General features: G+C 30.7%; 18 protein-coding genes. 11 read left to right on the top strand and 7 right to left on the bottom strand.

All coding sequences use genetic code 11. From position 1 onward, the window contains the following. The first annotated feature begins 139 nt into the window (after positions 1–139). From pmtR to pmtD, 5 genes are read left to right on the top strand one after another with little or no spacing between them, the layout of a single operon-like run. Positions 140–520: a PSM export ABC transporter transcriptional regulator PmtR gene (gene pmtR, locus F1592_RS08970; RefSeq protein ID WP_011275327.1), complete on the top strand. Its 381-nt coding sequence runs from the start codon at positions 140–142 to the stop codon at positions 518–520. After that, positions 517–1,416, top strand: coding sequence for a phenol-soluble modulin export ABC transporter ATP-binding protein PmtA (gene pmtA / locus F1592_RS08965; RefSeq protein ID WP_053017465.1), 900 nt, complete (start codon positions 517–519; stop codon positions 1,414–1,416). The genes pmtR and pmtA overlap by 4 nt, the downstream gene beginning before the upstream one ends. Continuing rightward, positions 1,413–2,096: a phenol-soluble modulin export ABC transporter permease subunit PmtB gene (pmtB, locus tag F1592_RS08960; RefSeq protein WP_011275329.1), complete on the top strand. Its 684-nt coding sequence runs from the start codon at positions 1,413–1,415 to the stop codon at positions 2,094–2,096. The genes pmtA and pmtB overlap by 4 nt, the downstream gene beginning before the upstream one ends. Further along, complete coding sequence (gene pmtC / locus F1592_RS08955) at positions 2,093–2,965, top strand: phenol-soluble modulin export ABC transporter ATP-binding protein PmtC (RefSeq protein WP_053017463.1); 873 nt, start codon at positions 2,093–2,095, stop codon at positions 2,963–2,965. Before pmtB ends, pmtC begins: the two co-directional genes overlap by 4 nt. Further along, the gene (gene pmtD / locus F1592_RS08950; RefSeq protein WP_149809722.1) at positions 2,966–3,694 is read left to right on the top strand and encodes a phenol-soluble modulin export ABC transporter permease subunit PmtD; all 729 of its coding nucleotides are present in this window, start codon (positions 2,966–2,968) and stop codon (positions 3,692–3,694) included. A 79-nt stretch (positions 3,695–3,773) separates the two neighbouring features. Here pmtD and F1592_RS08945 read toward each other — a convergent pair whose 3' ends face one another. Beyond that, on the bottom strand, positions 3,774–4,334 hold the full coding sequence (locus F1592_RS08945) for a thioredoxin family protein (RefSeq protein WP_053017462.1): 561 nt from the start codon (positions 4,332–4,334) through the stop codon (positions 3,774–3,776). Between the two features lie 211 nt (positions 4,335–4,545). Between F1592_RS08945 and F1592_RS08940 the strand changes: the two genes are divergently transcribed. The 3 genes from F1592_RS08940 to F1592_RS08930 all read left to right on the top strand — a co-directional run bounded on the left by F1592_RS08940 (position 4,546) and on the right by F1592_RS08930 (position 6,512). After that, positions 4,546–5,031, top strand: a complete 486-nt coding sequence (locus F1592_RS08940; protein ID WP_053017461.1) for a hypothetical protein — start codon at positions 4,546–4,548, stop codon at positions 5,029–5,031. A gap of 84 nt (positions 5,032–5,115) precedes the next feature. Next, positions 5,116–5,673: an HAAS signaling domain-containing protein gene (locus tag F1592_RS08935; protein ID WP_149809721.1), complete on the top strand. Its 558-nt coding sequence runs from the start codon at positions 5,116–5,118 to the stop codon at positions 5,671–5,673. Beyond that, positions 5,670–6,512 carry a DUF4097 family beta strand repeat-containing protein gene (locus tag F1592_RS08930; RefSeq protein WP_149809720.1) on the top strand — a complete coding sequence of 281 codons (843 nt, stop codon included), beginning with the start codon at positions 5,670–5,672 and terminating at the stop codon, positions 6,510–6,512. Before F1592_RS08935 ends, F1592_RS08930 begins: the two co-directional genes overlap by 4 nt. A 71-nt stretch (positions 6,513–6,583) precedes the next feature. Here the strand turns inward: F1592_RS08930 and F1592_RS08925 are convergent, their stop codons facing one another. Continuing rightward, entirely contained in the window at positions 6,584–7,624 is a 1,041-nt protein-coding gene (locus F1592_RS08925; protein WP_053017459.1) for a C45 family autoproteolytic acyltransferase/hydrolase, read from the bottom strand. A 336-nt stretch (positions 7,625–7,960) separates the two neighbouring features. On the opposite strand from F1592_RS08925, the gene F1592_RS08920 reads away from it, so the two are divergent. Together F1592_RS08920 and pglS are read left to right on the top strand one after the other, a co-directional pair. Continuing rightward, positions 7,961–8,134, top strand: a complete 174-nt coding sequence (locus F1592_RS08920) for a hypothetical protein (RefSeq protein WP_011275337.1) — start codon at positions 7,961–7,963, stop codon at positions 8,132–8,134. A gap of 141 nt (positions 8,135–8,275) precedes the next feature. Next, positions 8,276–9,310, top strand: coding sequence for a 6-phosphogluconolactonase (gene pglS / locus F1592_RS08915; protein WP_037538012.1), 1,035 nt, complete (start codon positions 8,276–8,278; stop codon positions 9,308–9,310). A gap of 53 nt (positions 9,311–9,363) precedes the next feature. Here pglS and F1592_RS08910 read toward each other — a convergent pair whose 3' ends face one another. From F1592_RS08910 to F1592_RS08900, 3 genes are all read right to left on the bottom strand, one after another. Next, positions 9,364–10,746: an aldehyde dehydrogenase gene (locus F1592_RS08910; protein ID WP_053017458.1), complete on the bottom strand. Its 1,383-nt coding sequence runs from the start codon at positions 10,744–10,746 to the stop codon at positions 9,364–9,366. 166 nt (positions 10,747–10,912) lie between these two features. Beyond that, positions 10,913–11,842 (bottom strand): manganese-dependent inorganic pyrophosphatase, encoded by a 930-nt coding sequence (locus tag F1592_RS08905; protein ID WP_037538005.1) that lies wholly within the window; start codon positions 11,840–11,842, stop codon positions 10,913–10,915. 50 nt (positions 11,843–11,892) lie between these two features. Then, the gene (locus F1592_RS08900; protein ID WP_053017456.1) at positions 11,893–12,453 is read right to left on the bottom strand and encodes a cysteine hydrolase family protein; all 561 of its coding nucleotides are present in this window, start codon (positions 12,451–12,453) and stop codon (positions 11,893–11,895) included. 168 nt (positions 12,454–12,621) lie between these two features. On the opposite strand from F1592_RS08900, the gene F1592_RS08895 reads away from it, so the two are divergent. Continuing rightward, complete coding sequence (locus tag F1592_RS08895) at positions 12,622–13,704, top strand: glycosyl hydrolase family 28-related protein (RefSeq protein ID WP_107609925.1); 1,083 nt, start codon at positions 12,622–12,624, stop codon at positions 13,702–13,704. 154 nt (positions 13,705–13,858) lie between these two features. Here the strand turns inward: F1592_RS08895 and F1592_RS08890 are convergent, their stop codons facing one another. After that, positions 13,859–14,659, bottom strand: coding sequence for a prephenate dehydratase (locus F1592_RS08890; protein WP_149809719.1), 801 nt, complete (start codon positions 14,657–14,659; stop codon positions 13,859–13,861). Between the two features lie 29 nt (positions 14,660–14,688). Then, positions 14,689–15,756 (bottom strand): nitric oxide synthase oxygenase, encoded by a 1,068-nt coding sequence (locus F1592_RS08885; protein ID WP_107609926.1) that lies wholly within the window; start codon positions 15,754–15,756, stop codon positions 14,689–14,691. Positions 15,757–15,816: the final 60 nt, after the last annotated feature.

Here is a 15,816-nt window from a genome sequence, read left to right as displayed (position 1 = left end):
TTTAAATAGAATTGTATCTATAATGTATATACAGTTTGTAGCTTTAATACCAACAAATACAAGTATTTGCAAAATTACCTTTACAAAAGTATGTATAGTGTGTATACTATTTATATACAGTTATTAAAGGGGGACATCAATGAAAATTATATTGAAGAACACCAGTGAACAACCCATTTATGAACAAATCAAACAACAAATAAAAGAGAATATTTTAAAGGGGTATGTTGAAGCTGGTAGCCACTTACCTTCGATGCGTGAGCTTGCAAAAGATTTACAGGTGAGTTTAATTACAACTAAAAGAGCTTATGAAGATCTTGAGAAAGAGGGATTCGTAACAACTGTCCGAGGAAAAGGTACATTTGTTAAAGAACAAGATAGTTCCATATTAAAAGAAAAGCAATTCTTTGTAATTGAAAATCTTGCTCGATTAATGATTAAAGAAGCTAAAACAATAGATATGCCTCTCAAGGAATTAAAAGAAATACTAGCTTTAATTTATGAGGAGGAAGAAGAATGAATGTCATTGAAGTAAAAGATGTGTCGTTTCAAAGTAGTGCATTTTCAATAAACAATCTTTCATTCAGTATTCCTCAAGGATTTGTAACTGGATTCATTGGGGCTAATGGAGCAGGGAAAACAACGATAATTCGTATGATAATGGATATTATAGAACCTAATCATGGTCATATATCAATATTTGGTGAACCAATAGCAAATAAACCGAAATGGATAAAAAATAAAATAGGTTTTGTTTATTCAGAAGTTTATTTTAACCAACAATGGACTGCAAAAAAACTTGAAAAAATGGTTTCACCATTTTATACCGATTGGGACTCACAAGCATTTAAAAATTATTTAAAAAAATTCAATTTACCTTTCGATGAAAAAATAAAACATTTTTCTACAGGTATGAAAATGAAATTGTCTTTAGCACTAGCTTTGAGTCACCATGCTGAATTGTTTATATTAGACGAACCAACTGCGGGGTTAGACCCTATTGTTCGTAATGAAGTGTTAGAAATTTTACAAAGTGAATTACTCGACGAACATAAGACTTTATTTATTTCAACCCATATTATTTCGGATTTAGAGAAAATTGCTGACTATCTTGTACATATAAAAGATGGAGAAGTTATTATGCAAGGTTTTCGTCATCAACTTCAAGAACAATACTCAATTGTACAAGGTGATAATCAAGATTTAGACGAGGAATTAAATCGCTTGTTCCTTTATAAAGAAGTGAAGTCGACAGGTTTTGTTGGTTTTACTAAACAGGCCCAAGTGTTTAAAGAATTGTTCGGAAAAAAAGTTAATATTAAACAACCTACGATTGAAGAACTTATGATTTACATTGAAAAGTCTAAAAGTAATGACAATCAACAAGATTTTCAGCAAAGTAGGTTGATAAAATGAAGCAATTACTAATTAGAAATTTTAAATGTAGGAGTATAACGATTGCCATTTATATCTTATTACTTCTATTAAATCCGTTATATGCTTTCGTATTTTCTAAAACAGAACTTTATTTTTTATTCTATGCACCGATTGCAATCACATTAATGGCGGTTAGCATATTAGACTCTGGACACTTGTTTAGACTACATAGAAGATTAGGAGGTAAAAGTTCATATTTGTTTTACGAAAGTTTACCTGTCTCTAAAAAAGACATGCTTAATGCGAATTACATTACCTGTATCGTATTAACACTTTTTGGTGGTTTTATTATCGCTTTGTACAATTTTCAATCTTCTAATATTGATTTTGGGGATTTAAGATACTCAACTGCGATTGCTTTTATATTTGTAAACTTTTTAAGTATTCCAATTGCATTTAGTAGGAATACTGAAAAGAAACGCGAAGGGATATCATATGCACCTTATATCTTGATAATGATGTTAGTTATTCCATTTGCTATTACAATAGTTTTTACACTAATTAATGCATTCGTTTTTCATCATCATATTTCTTATAATATCTTTGGCATATATTACAATTATGGTTTATTAAGCTTAAGTATTGTTTGGATGATTTTAAATTATTTGATTCAATTAAAACGTATAATTCAGCGTGAAAATAAAGGAGGGCCTATATGAAATTAGAAAATATTACAAAAACATATGGAGATAACAATGTTTTAGATAATATCAATTTTGATTTTGGAAATAGTAAAATTGTAGGTTTAATTGGTAAAAATGGTGTTGGTAAAACAACATTAATGAAAGTCATGAATGGCAATATTATTAATTTTAAAGGAAAAGTTCAATTAAATGATAACGAGAACGTTGGCTATCTTATTGAACATCCGAAATTATATGATAATAAAACAGGATTAAATAACTTGAAATTATTTGCTCAAGTTCTAGGCAAAGGTTTCGACAAGGAATATACAGATAAAATCATAGACGCATTTGGCATGAGACCTTACATTAAGAAAAAAGTGAAAAAGTATTCAATGGGTATGAAACAAAAACTTGCGATTGCAGTTTCATTAATGAACAAACCCAAATATCTAATTCTTGATGAACCGACAAACGGTATGGATCCAGATGGCTCAATTGATGTATTAGAGACAATTCAATCATTAGTGAATGATTTAGAAATGAAAATTCTAATTTCAAGTCATAAATTGGAAGATATTGAATTGATTTGTGATAGAGCTGTCTTTCTACGTGATGGAAACTTTGTACAAGATGTCAATATGAAAGATGGTAGTGCGCAAGATCATACATCGATTAAATTTGAAGTTAGTGAATTTAATACAGCACTAGATTATTTAACAGAACATTTTAACGTGCTTCAATCACAGAAAGATAGTGGAGAAATAATGATTAAAGCACAAAAAGATTATAAACAATTACTCAAATCTTTAGCACAAAAAGATTTATATCCTAAGTATATTGAAACAAGAAAAAGTTCGCTTCGTGATACGTACTTTAATATTAATCAAAGAGGTGACAAATAAATGAGAAGTTTACAATTAGTTAAATATGATATATTGAGTTTTTGTAAAAGCTATTTAACATATATAGCACTAATTTTAATCTGGTTAGTATTAGGATTAATAACGTTCTTAATGGCACAAAATAATGATCAAGTAAATTATTCATCTATTTTATCTATGGCAAATTGGATGTTCTTATTCTTTGGCTTGTTAGTAGTGATTAAGACAATTACACGCGATTATTCACAAGGTACGATTCAACTTTATATGAATAAAGTGAAAAATAGAATTGGGTATATTATTGCTAAAACAATTTCAATTATTTTATTTTCATTCATTTTTGCATTCATCACATATATCACATTAATGTTAGTACAAGCATTTACAGACGGAAAAAATTTAGACGGAGATAAGTTCTTAACGAACATTTGGTTCTATCTTATCTTCTTACTATTCTTCGGTTTACTATTATTCTTAGTTACATTAATTGTTCAAAAACCGGCAGTAATTTTTACACTAGGTATATTCTTAGTATTTATAGTTCCATTTATTCAACCTTTTATTGGTTTAATTCCTGACTGGGGAGAAAAAATTCAAAAATCATTAAAGTATATTCCGTTTAGTTACTTAACTGAGAAATCTCAAACGGATAGTATTAAATTTTCAAATTGGCAATGGTTTATTTCTTTAGCATCAATTGTTATTTTATTCATTGCAAATATTGCTTATGCAGCTAAAAGGGATATATAATTTATGACAATAAATTGATATACAAAAAAGAGGGTAGTAAAACAAATTTTGTTTTATTACCCTCTTACTTTATATACTTTTATAGCATTAACTTACTGATTATAGAGTCATAAACTTGATTCCATAAGTCAGTATCTGATTTATATTTAGAAGTGATTTCATGATGTACTTCTTTTTCTTTATCCTCATAATTGTGTGCATCTTTAGGTGGTAGTTTTTCAGCTCTAAGTTGAGTTACAAATTCTTGAGCTTCACGAGCTCTAGGGCCCCAAACACTCACCTGTTCAAATTGATTATTCATAAAGATAAAGATTGGAATCGAGCGTGCTGTACCATTTGTTAAATATTGATCAATGAGATTTGTGTCTTCATCTCTATGGAATACGCGTACTTCTAGCTGTAGTGATTCACTTATACGCTTTAATATAGGTAAGTTCATCATAGCGTCGCCGCACCAATCTTCACTTATAACCAAGACTTTAGAATAAGAACTATCTTTAAGTTGATTGATTCTATCGTCAGACGAAGGTAGTGTGAATGCATTGTAAATTGTTAGTACATTATCTTTATTCACAGTCATGCTATCGATATATTCATCAAGTGGCTGACTATTATTAAAATATGTTTCTAAATTAGCCATAAATAAAACCTCCCCGTTAAATTTATATTATTATAACAATTTTTACTAAGAATGAATAATTATAAAACTTAAAATATATTAGTTTTATCACAATTATAAGAACGTTAAAACAACGTTACAATTCTGTAAGAAATGATTGTAGTGGTTTAGATGTTTCTCAGTAAGTGGTTATGATATATTTAAGTTAATAAGAATAGAAGTGGTGGTACGGTTGCGCATTCAAAATCGATGGATAATCTTTAGTATTTTTGCAATAATAGCTTTTATAGTGGTTACGTGTCTTACAATCTATAAAAATGAAAAAACAATTAATCTTACTGAAGTGAAGATAAATGATATTCAATTAAATGAACCATTTAATGAAAATGATTATGAGATAAATCATCACATAAAGTTGGATAGATACAAATTCTATAACGATAAAAAACATAAAGATTTAACTGTAAAAGTAAAAAATAAACACCAAACAGTAAAAGGGATCGTATTGATTAATGATCATGATGTAACAACCAACTTCGGTGTTAAAATTGGAGATAGAGTGGATCATGCAATCAATTATTTAGGTGATAATTATCGTAAAGATAAAGTAGGTAAGGGATATGATGCGTTAATTTATGTTGATAAAGAGCACCATATGAAGCTATCCATTTTATATAAGGATAATGTGGTTAAACGAATTGAATTTTTTAGTCGTTAAAAAGTGATACTTTTATAATGCACTTCAAAATAAGCTACTTTTCGATAAGATAGAGATAATTCAATTAAGAAAGTAAGTGAAATAATGGATAAGATTACCTTTTTAAATGAACTTGAATTAGAACTTGATGAATTACCAAGAGAAGAAAAAGATAAACTCATGGATGATTATGAAAATCATTTCTATGAACAAGAATCGAAAGGGAAATCAGAAAAAGATATTATATCGGATTTAAGAGAACCACATGATATAGGTAAAGAAGTTAAAGCCAAAGAAGCAATATCCTATGCTAAAGTAACCCCTAACCTACGGAATATTATTAGGGCTATAATGGCTTCACTAAGTCTTGGCGTGCTTTCTTTTTTCTTCATCATCATCCCTATTGTAATATTTATAGCGTTATTGATTGTTGTGTTTATATTCTCTGTTTTTTTAATTTCTCTTCCATTAATAATAATATCAATGAGTATCATTAAAGGGATTGTTGATTCGTTTAGCAATTTCTTATTTAGCATTTCATATGCCGGATTAGGTATCGTCTTATTTGTAGTTACCATGAAAATTACACAAAATTTATATCGACTTGTATTAAAATATTTAATTTGGTATATCCAAACGGTTAAAGGAAGAATTAAACAATGAAGAAGGCAATGATAACAGGCATAGTAATATTTGTAGGATTTTTCTTAGCAGCAACTTTAGTCTGGTTTGTGCATGATAAAGATCAATATAAAAAGCTAAAATATGATAGAGCATACAGTAATGTGAAAATGAATAATTTAAATATTGATAGCTATAATTCAGAACTCACAATTAAGCAAGGAGAACATTGTGGTGTTAAATATTATGGTGATAATGATGTTAAGGTATATCGCACAAAAGATACATTAAATATAAAAGAGCATAAATCTGATAAGAGGGGTTATAGCGTTAATACTAATCCTTTTAATCAAAGTAAATCAAAAATTGAAGTTACACTTCCAAATAAAAACATTAATAATTTAGATGTATATTCAGGATTTGGAAATGTGAATCTTGATGGCATTAACGCGAAGAAAGGTTCGATTTATCAAGACAATAAATATTTAAAAATTCAAAATTCAAAATTTGATAATCTTTCCTTCAAGAGCGATGCTGGTGGAGTAAAAATTAAAAACAGTGATATCTTTAATAGTGAATTTAAGACAGGGGTAGGTAACGTCGAAGTAAATAATTCAAAGATAAAAAAATCGTTATTTGTAAGTGAACTTGGTTATCTTAATTTCACAAACATGAATAGTGAAACAGATGTAAAAGGCTCAAGTAAGCTTGATTATATTCATTTGGACTATAAAGATGAACCTAAAAATACTTTATTAAAATTACACCCAGGTACAGGAGAGGCAAAAGTTGAAAATAAAGCTTTTAATAAAGGTAAGGTAGGAAATAGTAATAATGTAATTGAATTTTATACAGTAAAAGAAGATATCACAATAAAGTAAAATGATTGCCTACACAATAAGAGGCAATCACTTATATAAGTTGACGAACGATTTTAAAGTTCGTCGATTTTTTAATAATTTGCGAATGTTAAATCGGTATCAATTAGACCATTAAATTGTTGGATAGTTAACTCATTTCCATCTAACCAGGATTGAAAATTTATTGATGTGGGTGATTGATTTTCACCTAGTGTCATCCAAGCGGTTAAGTTTTGCGGTTCATACATTGAAGTGTGTATCGTACCTGACCAACTTTTAAATAATTTGCTATATATTTCGAATTTTGGATCATTAAATAATTTAAAAGCTGTATGTTTATCTAAGCTTTGTGAAGTTTGTGAGACAGTACGTTCTAGACGTTCACGTGATTCTTTTGTGTAATTTCGGTTTTCATGCGTTAAGATTTCGAAATGATTTGTACATACTTTATCATATCTGACATCAAAAGAACGTGGTGTAACCTCAACGATTGCGTGATTAAGCTTTCTATCCATTAAAATATAACTGAAAGAGCTTCTATGAGGGAGTTCTTTCAAGAATCTAACGGCTTCATCAACGTCTTTACAATATTCTAAAACAAGACGACCAATCATATAACATACAAAGCCATTAGCAGGGTGTTTACGATGCATAAAGTTATAGCCCATCGTCAAACCAGCTTCATTCATACCATCCATACGACCTGTTACTCTAGACGTAGGCCCAATTTGCGCTAGCCCTCCGTCATTAGGTTGGAATAATAAATATCTCCCATCGTATGTGGCAGGATGATAATCATAATTGCGCACCATAAAATCCTTACCTTGAAATACAGTACATCCACTTTCTTTTAAATCTGTGAAACGATAATGTGCAAAATTTAATATCATTTGTTTTGTAGGTAAGTTCAGTACTTCTTGCATACCCATTAACTCTTCCCATATTTCTGGCGCGTATGTTTGAAATACTTGATACGTTTCGTTAACATCTATATCAAATCGGGGCATACGTTTTTTCCATTCACGTTCACGATTTTGCAATAAGGGTGTTTGTTTTAGCCATTGTGCTGTACTGACTCCTAAATCAAAATGTGATCCTCTAAACGTCATTATATCTGATTTCACTTGTTGCATGAGAAGGCCTCCTGAAAATTCTAAATATTGTAAAATAGCATTAATTGAAAACTAATATAATTATTATTATACTGAACATAATAGCAAGAAAAATTTAAAAAACAAGGAGGGGTACTATGTTTCAAGACGCTTATTTAAAAGTATATAACAAAGTAAAAGCTTGGTGGTTGTATTAAACTAATTTACAATTGAAAATTTATGAAGTTTTTGAATTTTGAAATTTATTTTATAGTTATTATTATAAGACGAAAAAAGGTATCTATTTAACCATAACAGTAAGTATGATAATATATAATATTGTAAACATACTTATATCTATTTAGAGGTGAAACATACATGTGGGATTTAATTAAAGGTTTATTCAAATTCTTATTAAGCTTAGTAGTTATTACATCAGTAGTAGTTGGTGTAGGTGTAGTAGCATTTGCTTACATCTTCAAGAAAGACTTTGAAGATATCGAAAGAAAAACTAAAGAAATCGTTTCAGATATCGAAAGTAATAACGCGTAATAATATTAATTTAACCAGTGACTTCAGTTTTGAAGTTACTGGTTTTTTATTTCAATAAATTCAAACAATGATTAAGAATAATTGTCATAGACACCAATCTTTTAATAAAATAAAGGTAATTAGACAATAGGAGGTATTCTGATGACGACGAAGGGTTATATTGGTTCATACACAAAAAAAGAAGGTAAAGGTATTTACTTATTCGAATTAAATGAAGATAGTGGACAAATTAGTTCTGTTAATACTGGTTATGAGATTGAAGCATCTACTTATCTTGCTCAAACAGATGATTATTTATACGCAATCACTAAAGAAGGCGCACACTGCGGGGTAGCTGCTTTTAAAAAAGAAGCTTCTGGTTCGTTAACATTAATTAATAAATGCTTAGAATCTGAAGAGGGTACAGGTTGCTATATATCGGTATCATCAGACCACAATTTTTTATTTGAAGCGGTATACGGCGCCGGTATCGCTAGAATATATCAATTGAATAAAGATACAGGTGAGATCATTAAGTTAATTCAAGAATTAAATCACGACTATCCACTTGGAAGTCATGAGCGTCAAGAGCATTCACATGTCCACTATATAAATGAAACACCCGATTGCAAATATGTTGTAGCTACTGATTTAGGTACAGACAGAGTTGTAACTTATGAATTCAGTAATGAAGGTCTTAAAGAATACAAAGTTTCTAAATTTAAAGATCAAGATGGTCCAAGACATATTGCATTTCACAATAATGGTGAATATGCCTACATTGTTCATGAATTATCTAATTATGTTAGCGTAGCTAAATATAAAGATGGTCAATTTGAAGAACTAGAACGTCATTTAACTGTTCCTGAAGATTTTAATGATGACACTAAATTAGCGGCTGTTCGCTTATCGCATGATCAACAAACTTTATATATTAGTAACCGTGGTCATGATAGTATTGCGGTATTCACGATTACAGAGAATGGCGCGGGACTAAACCCTGTAGAAATCGTTAAAAGTGGGGACCAATTCCCAAGAGATTTTAATATTACTGAATCAGATGACTATCTAGTTTGTGCCCATCAAGAGGGTAATTATGAAATTACAGTTTTTAAAAGAGACACAAATACTGGTAAATTAACGCCAACAGATAATCAACAAATTGCACCTGAAGGTGTACATGTTAGTTTTATTTAAGTAAAAATACAAAGCCACGGCAGTGTAAAATGTCGTGGCTTTTTTGCAAATTTTTATAAGTTTTTAAAAAATGTTCTAATATATTTAAATTTACCTTTATAAGGCGGATACATAACACTTGAATCTAATCGCGTAGACTTAAAGATGTATGACTTGCTATGGCTAAAGGTTTGGAAAGTATATTTACCATGATATTGTCCAATGCCAGACATTCCGACACCACCAAATGGTAAATTAGGATTAGCAAGATGCATTAAAGTATCATTAATTGCACCGCCACCGAAAGATAATTCGTTTAATACACGGTGTGTAGTATTCTCATCTTCACTAAATAAATATAAACTTAACGGTTTAGCTTTACTCTGAATAATATCTACTGCCTCATTAAAATCATCATAAGTAATAATAGGTAATATAGGTCCAAAGATTTCTTCTTGCATGATTTTAGAACTTGACGTAATACCATCTAAAATAGTTGGTTCTATATAGCGTGTTGTAGCATTTGCATTACCACCGAAAATAACATGGTTTTGGTGCACGTTAAGTAATTCATTTAAGCGATTAAAGTGTTTATCATTAACTATACGACCAAAATCTGGACTTTCCTCTATGTTAGTACCGTAAAATTCTTGAATACTTTGTTTAAGTGCTTCAATCAATTCGTTTTTGACCTTCTTATTAACTAATATATAATCCGGAGCCACACATGTTTGTCCTGCATTAGTAAATTTACCGAAACTAATACGATCACTTGCAACTTTAATATTAGCGGTATCATCTACAATAACTGGAGATTTGCCGCCTAATTCAAGGGTAACAGGAACTAAATTTTTGCTTGCTGCTTCATACACGATTTGACCAACCTTGTCACTACCTGTAAAGAATATGTAGTCAAATGGCAGATTAATTAATGTTTGTGTTTCTTCTATACCACCCTCGATAACACCTATATAATCCGTAGTAAATACGTCTTCAATAATTTGACGAATGACCGTGGCAACGTGAGGTGTTAATTCAGATGGTTTTATAATAGCAGTATTTCCAGCTGCAATAGCCCCAATTAGAGGTTCAAATAGTAACTGTACAGGATAATTAAATGGACCAATGATTAATACTGTGCCATATGGTTCTTGCTTGATATAACTTTTTGCAGGAAACATAAATAGAGGTGTATCAACTTGTTTTGTTTTAGACCAATTTTTAAGTTCTTTTCTCGCAGTTTTAATACTTTTTAGTGTGATACCAATTTCTGTGGCATATGCTTCAACAGGACTTTTTCCCAAATCAGTCTTTAGAGCATCTAGTAAATCATTTTCATGATTTTTAATACTTTTACTTAGAAGTTTTAATTGATGTTTTCGAAATTTTAAATCTTTCGTTTTATGTGTTTTGAAAAAAGCTTTACTTTCTTCAAATTGTTGCTCAATGCTTGGCAATGTGTGATACCTCCTAAATAGTAAAATCTATATTAAAGAATTAAATTAAAATAAATGATGTAATTCATCATATCTATACCCTAAATATTTTTCAATAAAAAACAGTTGAATGAAAAGATTCATTCAACTGCGTATATAAAGGCGATAACTAAATTGCCAATATGTTTTATTTAGTTAGAACATCTGTGATTTGAGGTACCACTTGTTTTTTACGTGATACAACGCCTGATAAGAATGCCATGCCATCATCTAATTGAACTTTAAATGCCTCGCCGACTTTATCTTTTTCAGCACCTACTACTAAGATTTTAGAATCACTATTAATAATGTCAGTAACTACTAATACAAATAAATCATACTTTTCATTAGCACTTGTTTCTAACATTGCTTTTTCAAGATCTTCTTTACGATTTAATACTTCATCAATGTCGACAGTATTTACTTGGGCAATGCGTGTAACATAGTCGCCCATATTAAATGATTTAGCATCCATGTCTAATAATTCCTCTGCAGATTTATCAGTAGTTGATGCACCAGCTTTTAACATTTCTAAGCCATATTCATCTAAATCAACATTTGCTAAATCTTTTAAATCTTTAGCAGCATTAACATCTTCATCAGTACAAGTAGGAGATTTGAATAATAAGCTATCAGAAATAATTGCTGAAATCATCAAACCTGCGATATGCGGTTTAATTTCAAAGCCACGTTCTTTGTACATTTTGTAAAGAATAGTAGCAGTACAACCAACTGGTTCTGCGCGGTACCAAAGCGGTGAAGCAGTTTCGAAATTAGCGATTCTATGATGATCCACAACGTGTTTAATCTCTGCGTCAGAAATTGTTTCAGCACTTTGTTGGAACTCATTGTGATCGACTAAGATTACTTCTTGACCATCTAAATTATCACTTAATAATTCTGGTGCTTTAACTTCAAAATGATCTAAAGCAAATTTAGTTTCAGGATTAATATCTCCTAAACGATATGGCGTCGCTTCAGAGTTACCAGTTAATTGTTCAAAATCAGCCATGATGATAGCTGATGCTATTGCATCTGTGTCTGGATTTTGATGTCCAAAAATATAAGTTTTTGCCATTGTTATTATCCACCCTTATCATTTAATTTTTCATCTTATTTTATCATGTTTCATTTAGCTACATCTACCTCTGCGCCTAATGAGTTTACAAAATGTCCTAAAGCCCATTTATGTCCACTCTCATTGAATGAAGCAACACCATCTTTAGGAATAGTAATGTTATACCCCAAATTATAGGCCGAAACAGCAGTGTGTAAAATACAAATATCTGTACAAACACCCACAATTTCAATATCTTTTATATTTCTCTCTCTCAATAAACTATCTAGAGGTGTACCATAGAATGAATCATAACGGCGCTTATTTAAATAATGAATATTACTGTTTCCACTAATGTTATTATAAAAGGCTTTAATCTTACCATATAATTCACGTCCTGTTGTGCCCTCAATATTGTGAGGAGGGAATAATTGTGTCTCAGGATGGAACATATCGTTCTCATAATGTAAATCCATCATAAAGAAAATATCTTGGCCTTCAGACTGATATGTCTCTAAACGTTTCAGTATAAAAGATTCAATATCTTGCCCAGGTTTACCACATGTTAATCGACCATCATTTGCAATGAAGTCATAAGAATAATCTACTACTATTAGTGCTTTTCTAGTCATGATCAATCTTCCTCTCTATTAAATGTTTGAGCTATTTAAAAATTGTATAATTATATAGAAACGATTAAATTATTACCTCATTAATCATTATATATATTATAGCTAATCCCATTCTAAAATGGTATATAGCAATAAAATAGGTTTGAAAGTTTAGATAGGGGATACGTTATGTTAATAAATGCTCAAGATTATGGATTAAAAGGATGTAATAAACGCAAAGACACTAAAGCAATACAACGAGCACTGAATAAAGCAAGATATGGTGAACACACTGTACTTATACCTAGCGGTACATATTATATTTCGAAAGCACTCATTATTTATGACTCAACAACTTTATTACTAGAAGATGATACGACATTACTAAGATGTGGTAAGGATGCACTTTTAAAAAATGGCCATCGTTTTGGTTTTTATAAAGGATATCAAGGTAATAGTCATATTTATATTAAAGGTGGAACGTTTGATATGAATGGCTCTAAATATCCCTACAATAATACTGCGATGTCAATTGGACATGCCGAAGATATTCAATTAATAGGTGTAACAGTATTAAACGTAGTTGGCGGACACGCTCTAGACGCTTGTGGTATCAATGGTTTGTATATCAAGAATTGCAATTTTAAAGGTTTTAATGATTTTGATGGAGATCGTTCATTTTCTGAAGCAATTCAATTAGACATTCAAGTACCTGGTGCGTTTCCTAAATTTGGGACGACAGACGGAACCATCACTAAGAATGTAGTCATTGAGAATTGTTATTTTGGGAATTCAGATGACCATCAAATGCGTCCATGGAATAGAGCAATTGGCTCACATGCAAGCAGGTATAATAAGTTCTACGAAAATGTGCATATAAAAGATAATTGTTTTGAGGGGACTCAAGACTATGCACTAACACCCTTAAAAGCTAAAAATATGATTATTTCACGCAATAAATTCAAAAATTGTAAAGGTGGTATTCGATTTTTAGGGGTAAAAGATGGAAAAAATGCTGCTGACCCTGTTACTGGCAAAGTCATGGAATCTCAAGCTGGTGAGAATTTCAGTGTTATTGGTAATCACTTTATTGGAGAAATGAAAAAAGATGCCATTCACATTAGAAGTTATAATAATATAAAACATCAGCAAGTGTTTATCGCCGGAAATACTTTTGATAAATCATCACAAACAATACATTTAGAAGATATAGAAGATTTAACCCTAAACCAGGGTGAAGATGTTACTATTAAAAAAATTAATGTAGACTGAGTAGAGATAATGTTTTCGAACACAACCCAACAATAAATAGCCAGTAAATACGTTTTGAAGACGCATTTACTGGCTATTTATTTTCGATACATCAGTGTTAAATAAGGGCAAGACAACATTTTTAGATTTCGTCATAATGCCTTACGATATTTATCTAATGGCGATTAAATGCACCTATAATTTTAACTTCAAAATCTAAAGTCTGTAATATTGTGATAACCTTATTGAGTTTTTCATTTTTCCCAATATCGGTTTGAACAAAAAAACTGTACATACCTAACTGCGTCTTGAGAGGTCTAGACTCAATCCATGATAAGTTAATGTCAAATAATGCAAATGTGTTAAGTATACTAGCTAATAATCCAGCTTTATCATGTTTAGGTGTTATCAGTAATAGTGTACTAGAAGCAGATTCATTGTAGTGCTCGTTACTTTTTACTACTAAAAAACGAGTGACATTATGTGGATAGTCTTGTATATGTGAGTCTATCGGTTCGAAACCATATGACTCTCCGCTTCCTAATGGTGCAATAGCAGCGACATGTGTGTCAATTTTCTCTAAACTTTGAATCGTACTATCAACATAATCATATAAGAAATGATGTCGATGGATATATTGACTCGTTTGACTTATTGCAGGTGCAATGGAATAGACCTTTTCAATATCATCCAGTGAAGTACCTTTATTAGCGTATAAACCAAAGTTAATATCTAAATGGATTTCGCCATGAGCGTATATATCTTCTTGTGCAAGTGCATCCGCAACAATATTAATAGTACCTTCAATTGAGTTCTCAATAGGTACGATACCAACAGCATCACTATGACTATTAACGGCTTTAATTACTTCATAAAGATTTGATTTAGGTGAATATGTAACTTCTTCCTCAGATAAATAAGTTTTTGCAGCTAAATAAGAAAATGTTCCCTTAGGGCCTAAATAATATAAACGCATCTTTATTCGTCACCTCGTATTATCGAACACTAGTGAAATGGACATTTCATTGACTGTTTCTTTTTATAATGAAAATTAGGATCCTTGATTTCATTATTATAGCCATGATGATAATTTGAAGTTAGGGTCGGTGAAAGTGGTGGGGCTAACCACGACCATTTACCAGTGACATCACGGTTATTTGCTAGTTCCTTTTCTTCAAATAATTGAAATTGTTTTGATGCAGTTAGGTGATCAACAATAGAAACACCTTGAGATTTAAATGAATGGTATACCGCATAATTAAGTTCAACGAGTGTTCGATCTTTATTAAAAGAATTATTTTTTAGTGTACCAAATTCAAACGCTTCTGCAATACTTTCCAATAAATTATAGCGGTATGAGTCAGTGAAATTGCGTACTGCAATTTCTGTTACCATATACCATCCATTAAACGGGGCAGTTGGATAAGTAATGCCACCAATTTTCAAATCCATATTAGAAATGATTGGAACACCATACCATTTTAAATTTAAATCTTTTAATTTTGGATAATGTTCATGTTCTATTTCAACTTCTTTTATTAATTCATTGGGTAACTCATACCATTTTATAGAATCATTAGGTAATTGATAAATGAGTGGTAGTACATCGAAATCAGTACCTTTACCTTTCCAACCTAAATGCTCCGCTAATTGTGTGATTTCACGTTCAGATGGATCACCGGCATGTTCATAACCAGCATATCTAATAAGTTGATTATTATAGATACGAGGTGCTTGATTAGGTGAAAAAATCGTTATATAAGGCTTGATCTTACCATTATTCGTCGCATGTTTAAGATGATGATTGATTGTATCTATAAAATCACGCTCATTATCAACGTTCCTAGCGTCTTCCACATATAAAGAATCCCAAAATAAGCGCCCAATACAGCGATTAGAATTACGCCAAGCAAGTTTAGCACCATACGTCAACTCTTCCAAAGTATGCGTATATGTACCAGTAAGTTCAATTTCTTTCTCTATCTCTTTTATTCTTTTATCAAAAATTGATGGATTGTAATTAAGTTCACGATACATCGTTTCGATAAAACTTCTTGCTTCTTCCAATAACATATAACCACCTCGGTTCATATTATAATCTAGACAATGAATTAACTCATTCAATTACATAGA

It is taken from the genome of Staphylococcus sp. GDX7P312P (assembly GCF_008385775.1).
In the GTDB taxonomy this organism is placed as follows: domain Bacteria; phylum Bacillota; class Bacilli; order Staphylococcales; family Staphylococcaceae; genus Staphylococcus; species Staphylococcus haemolyticus.
This window is presented reverse-complemented; position numbering and strand designations above follow the sequence as displayed.

Coding starts and splice junctions, on each gene's coding strand:
- F1592_RS08885 (WP_107609926.1), bottom strand. CDS start 15,756: ATGTTATTGGAAGAAGCAAGAAGTTTTATCGAAACGATGTATCGTGAA.
- F1592_RS08895 (WP_107609925.1), top strand. CDS start 12,622: ATGTTAATAAATGCTCAAGATTATGGATTAAAAGGATGTAATAAACGC.
- F1592_RS08920 (WP_011275337.1), top strand. CDS start 7,961: ATGTGGGATTTAATTAAAGGTTTATTCAAATTCTTATTAAGCTTAGTA.
- pglS (WP_037538012.1), top strand. CDS start 8,276: ATGACGACGAAGGGTTATATTGGTTCATACACAAAAAAAGAAGGTAAA.
- pmtB (WP_011275329.1), top strand. CDS start 1,413: ATGAAGCAATTACTAATTAGAAATTTTAAATGTAGGAGTATAACGATT.
- pmtA (WP_053017465.1), top strand. CDS start 517: ATGAATGTCATTGAAGTAAAAGATGTGTCGTTTCAAAGTAGTGCATTT.
- F1592_RS08890 (WP_149809719.1), bottom strand. CDS start 14,659: ATGCGTTTATATTATTTAGGCCCTAAGGGAACATTTTCTTATTTAGCT.
- F1592_RS08935 (WP_149809721.1), top strand. CDS start 5,116: ATGGATAAGATTACCTTTTTAAATGAACTTGAATTAGAACTTGATGAA.
- F1592_RS08900 (WP_053017456.1), bottom strand. CDS start 12,453: ATGACTAGAAAAGCACTAATAGTAGTAGATTATTCTTATGACTTCATT.
- F1592_RS08930 (WP_149809720.1), top strand. CDS start 5,670: ATGAAGAAGGCAATGATAACAGGCATAGTAATATTTGTAGGATTTTTC.
- F1592_RS08945 (WP_053017462.1), bottom strand. CDS start 4,334: ATGGCTAATTTAGAAACATATTTTAATAATAGTCAGCCACTTGATGAA.
- pmtC (WP_053017463.1), top strand. CDS start 2,093: ATGAAATTAGAAAATATTACAAAAACATATGGAGATAACAATGTTTTA.
- pmtD (WP_149809722.1), top strand. CDS start 2,966: ATGAGAAGTTTACAATTAGTTAAATATGATATATTGAGTTTTTGTAAA.
- pmtR (WP_011275327.1), top strand. CDS start 140: ATGAAAATTATATTGAAGAACACCAGTGAACAACCCATTTATGAACAA.
- F1592_RS08905 (WP_037538005.1), bottom strand. CDS start 11,842: ATGGCAAAAACTTATATTTTTGGACATCAAAATCCAGACACAGATGCA.
- F1592_RS08925 (WP_053017459.1), bottom strand. CDS start 7,624: ATGCAACAAGTGAAATCAGATATAATGACGTTTAGAGGATCACATTTT.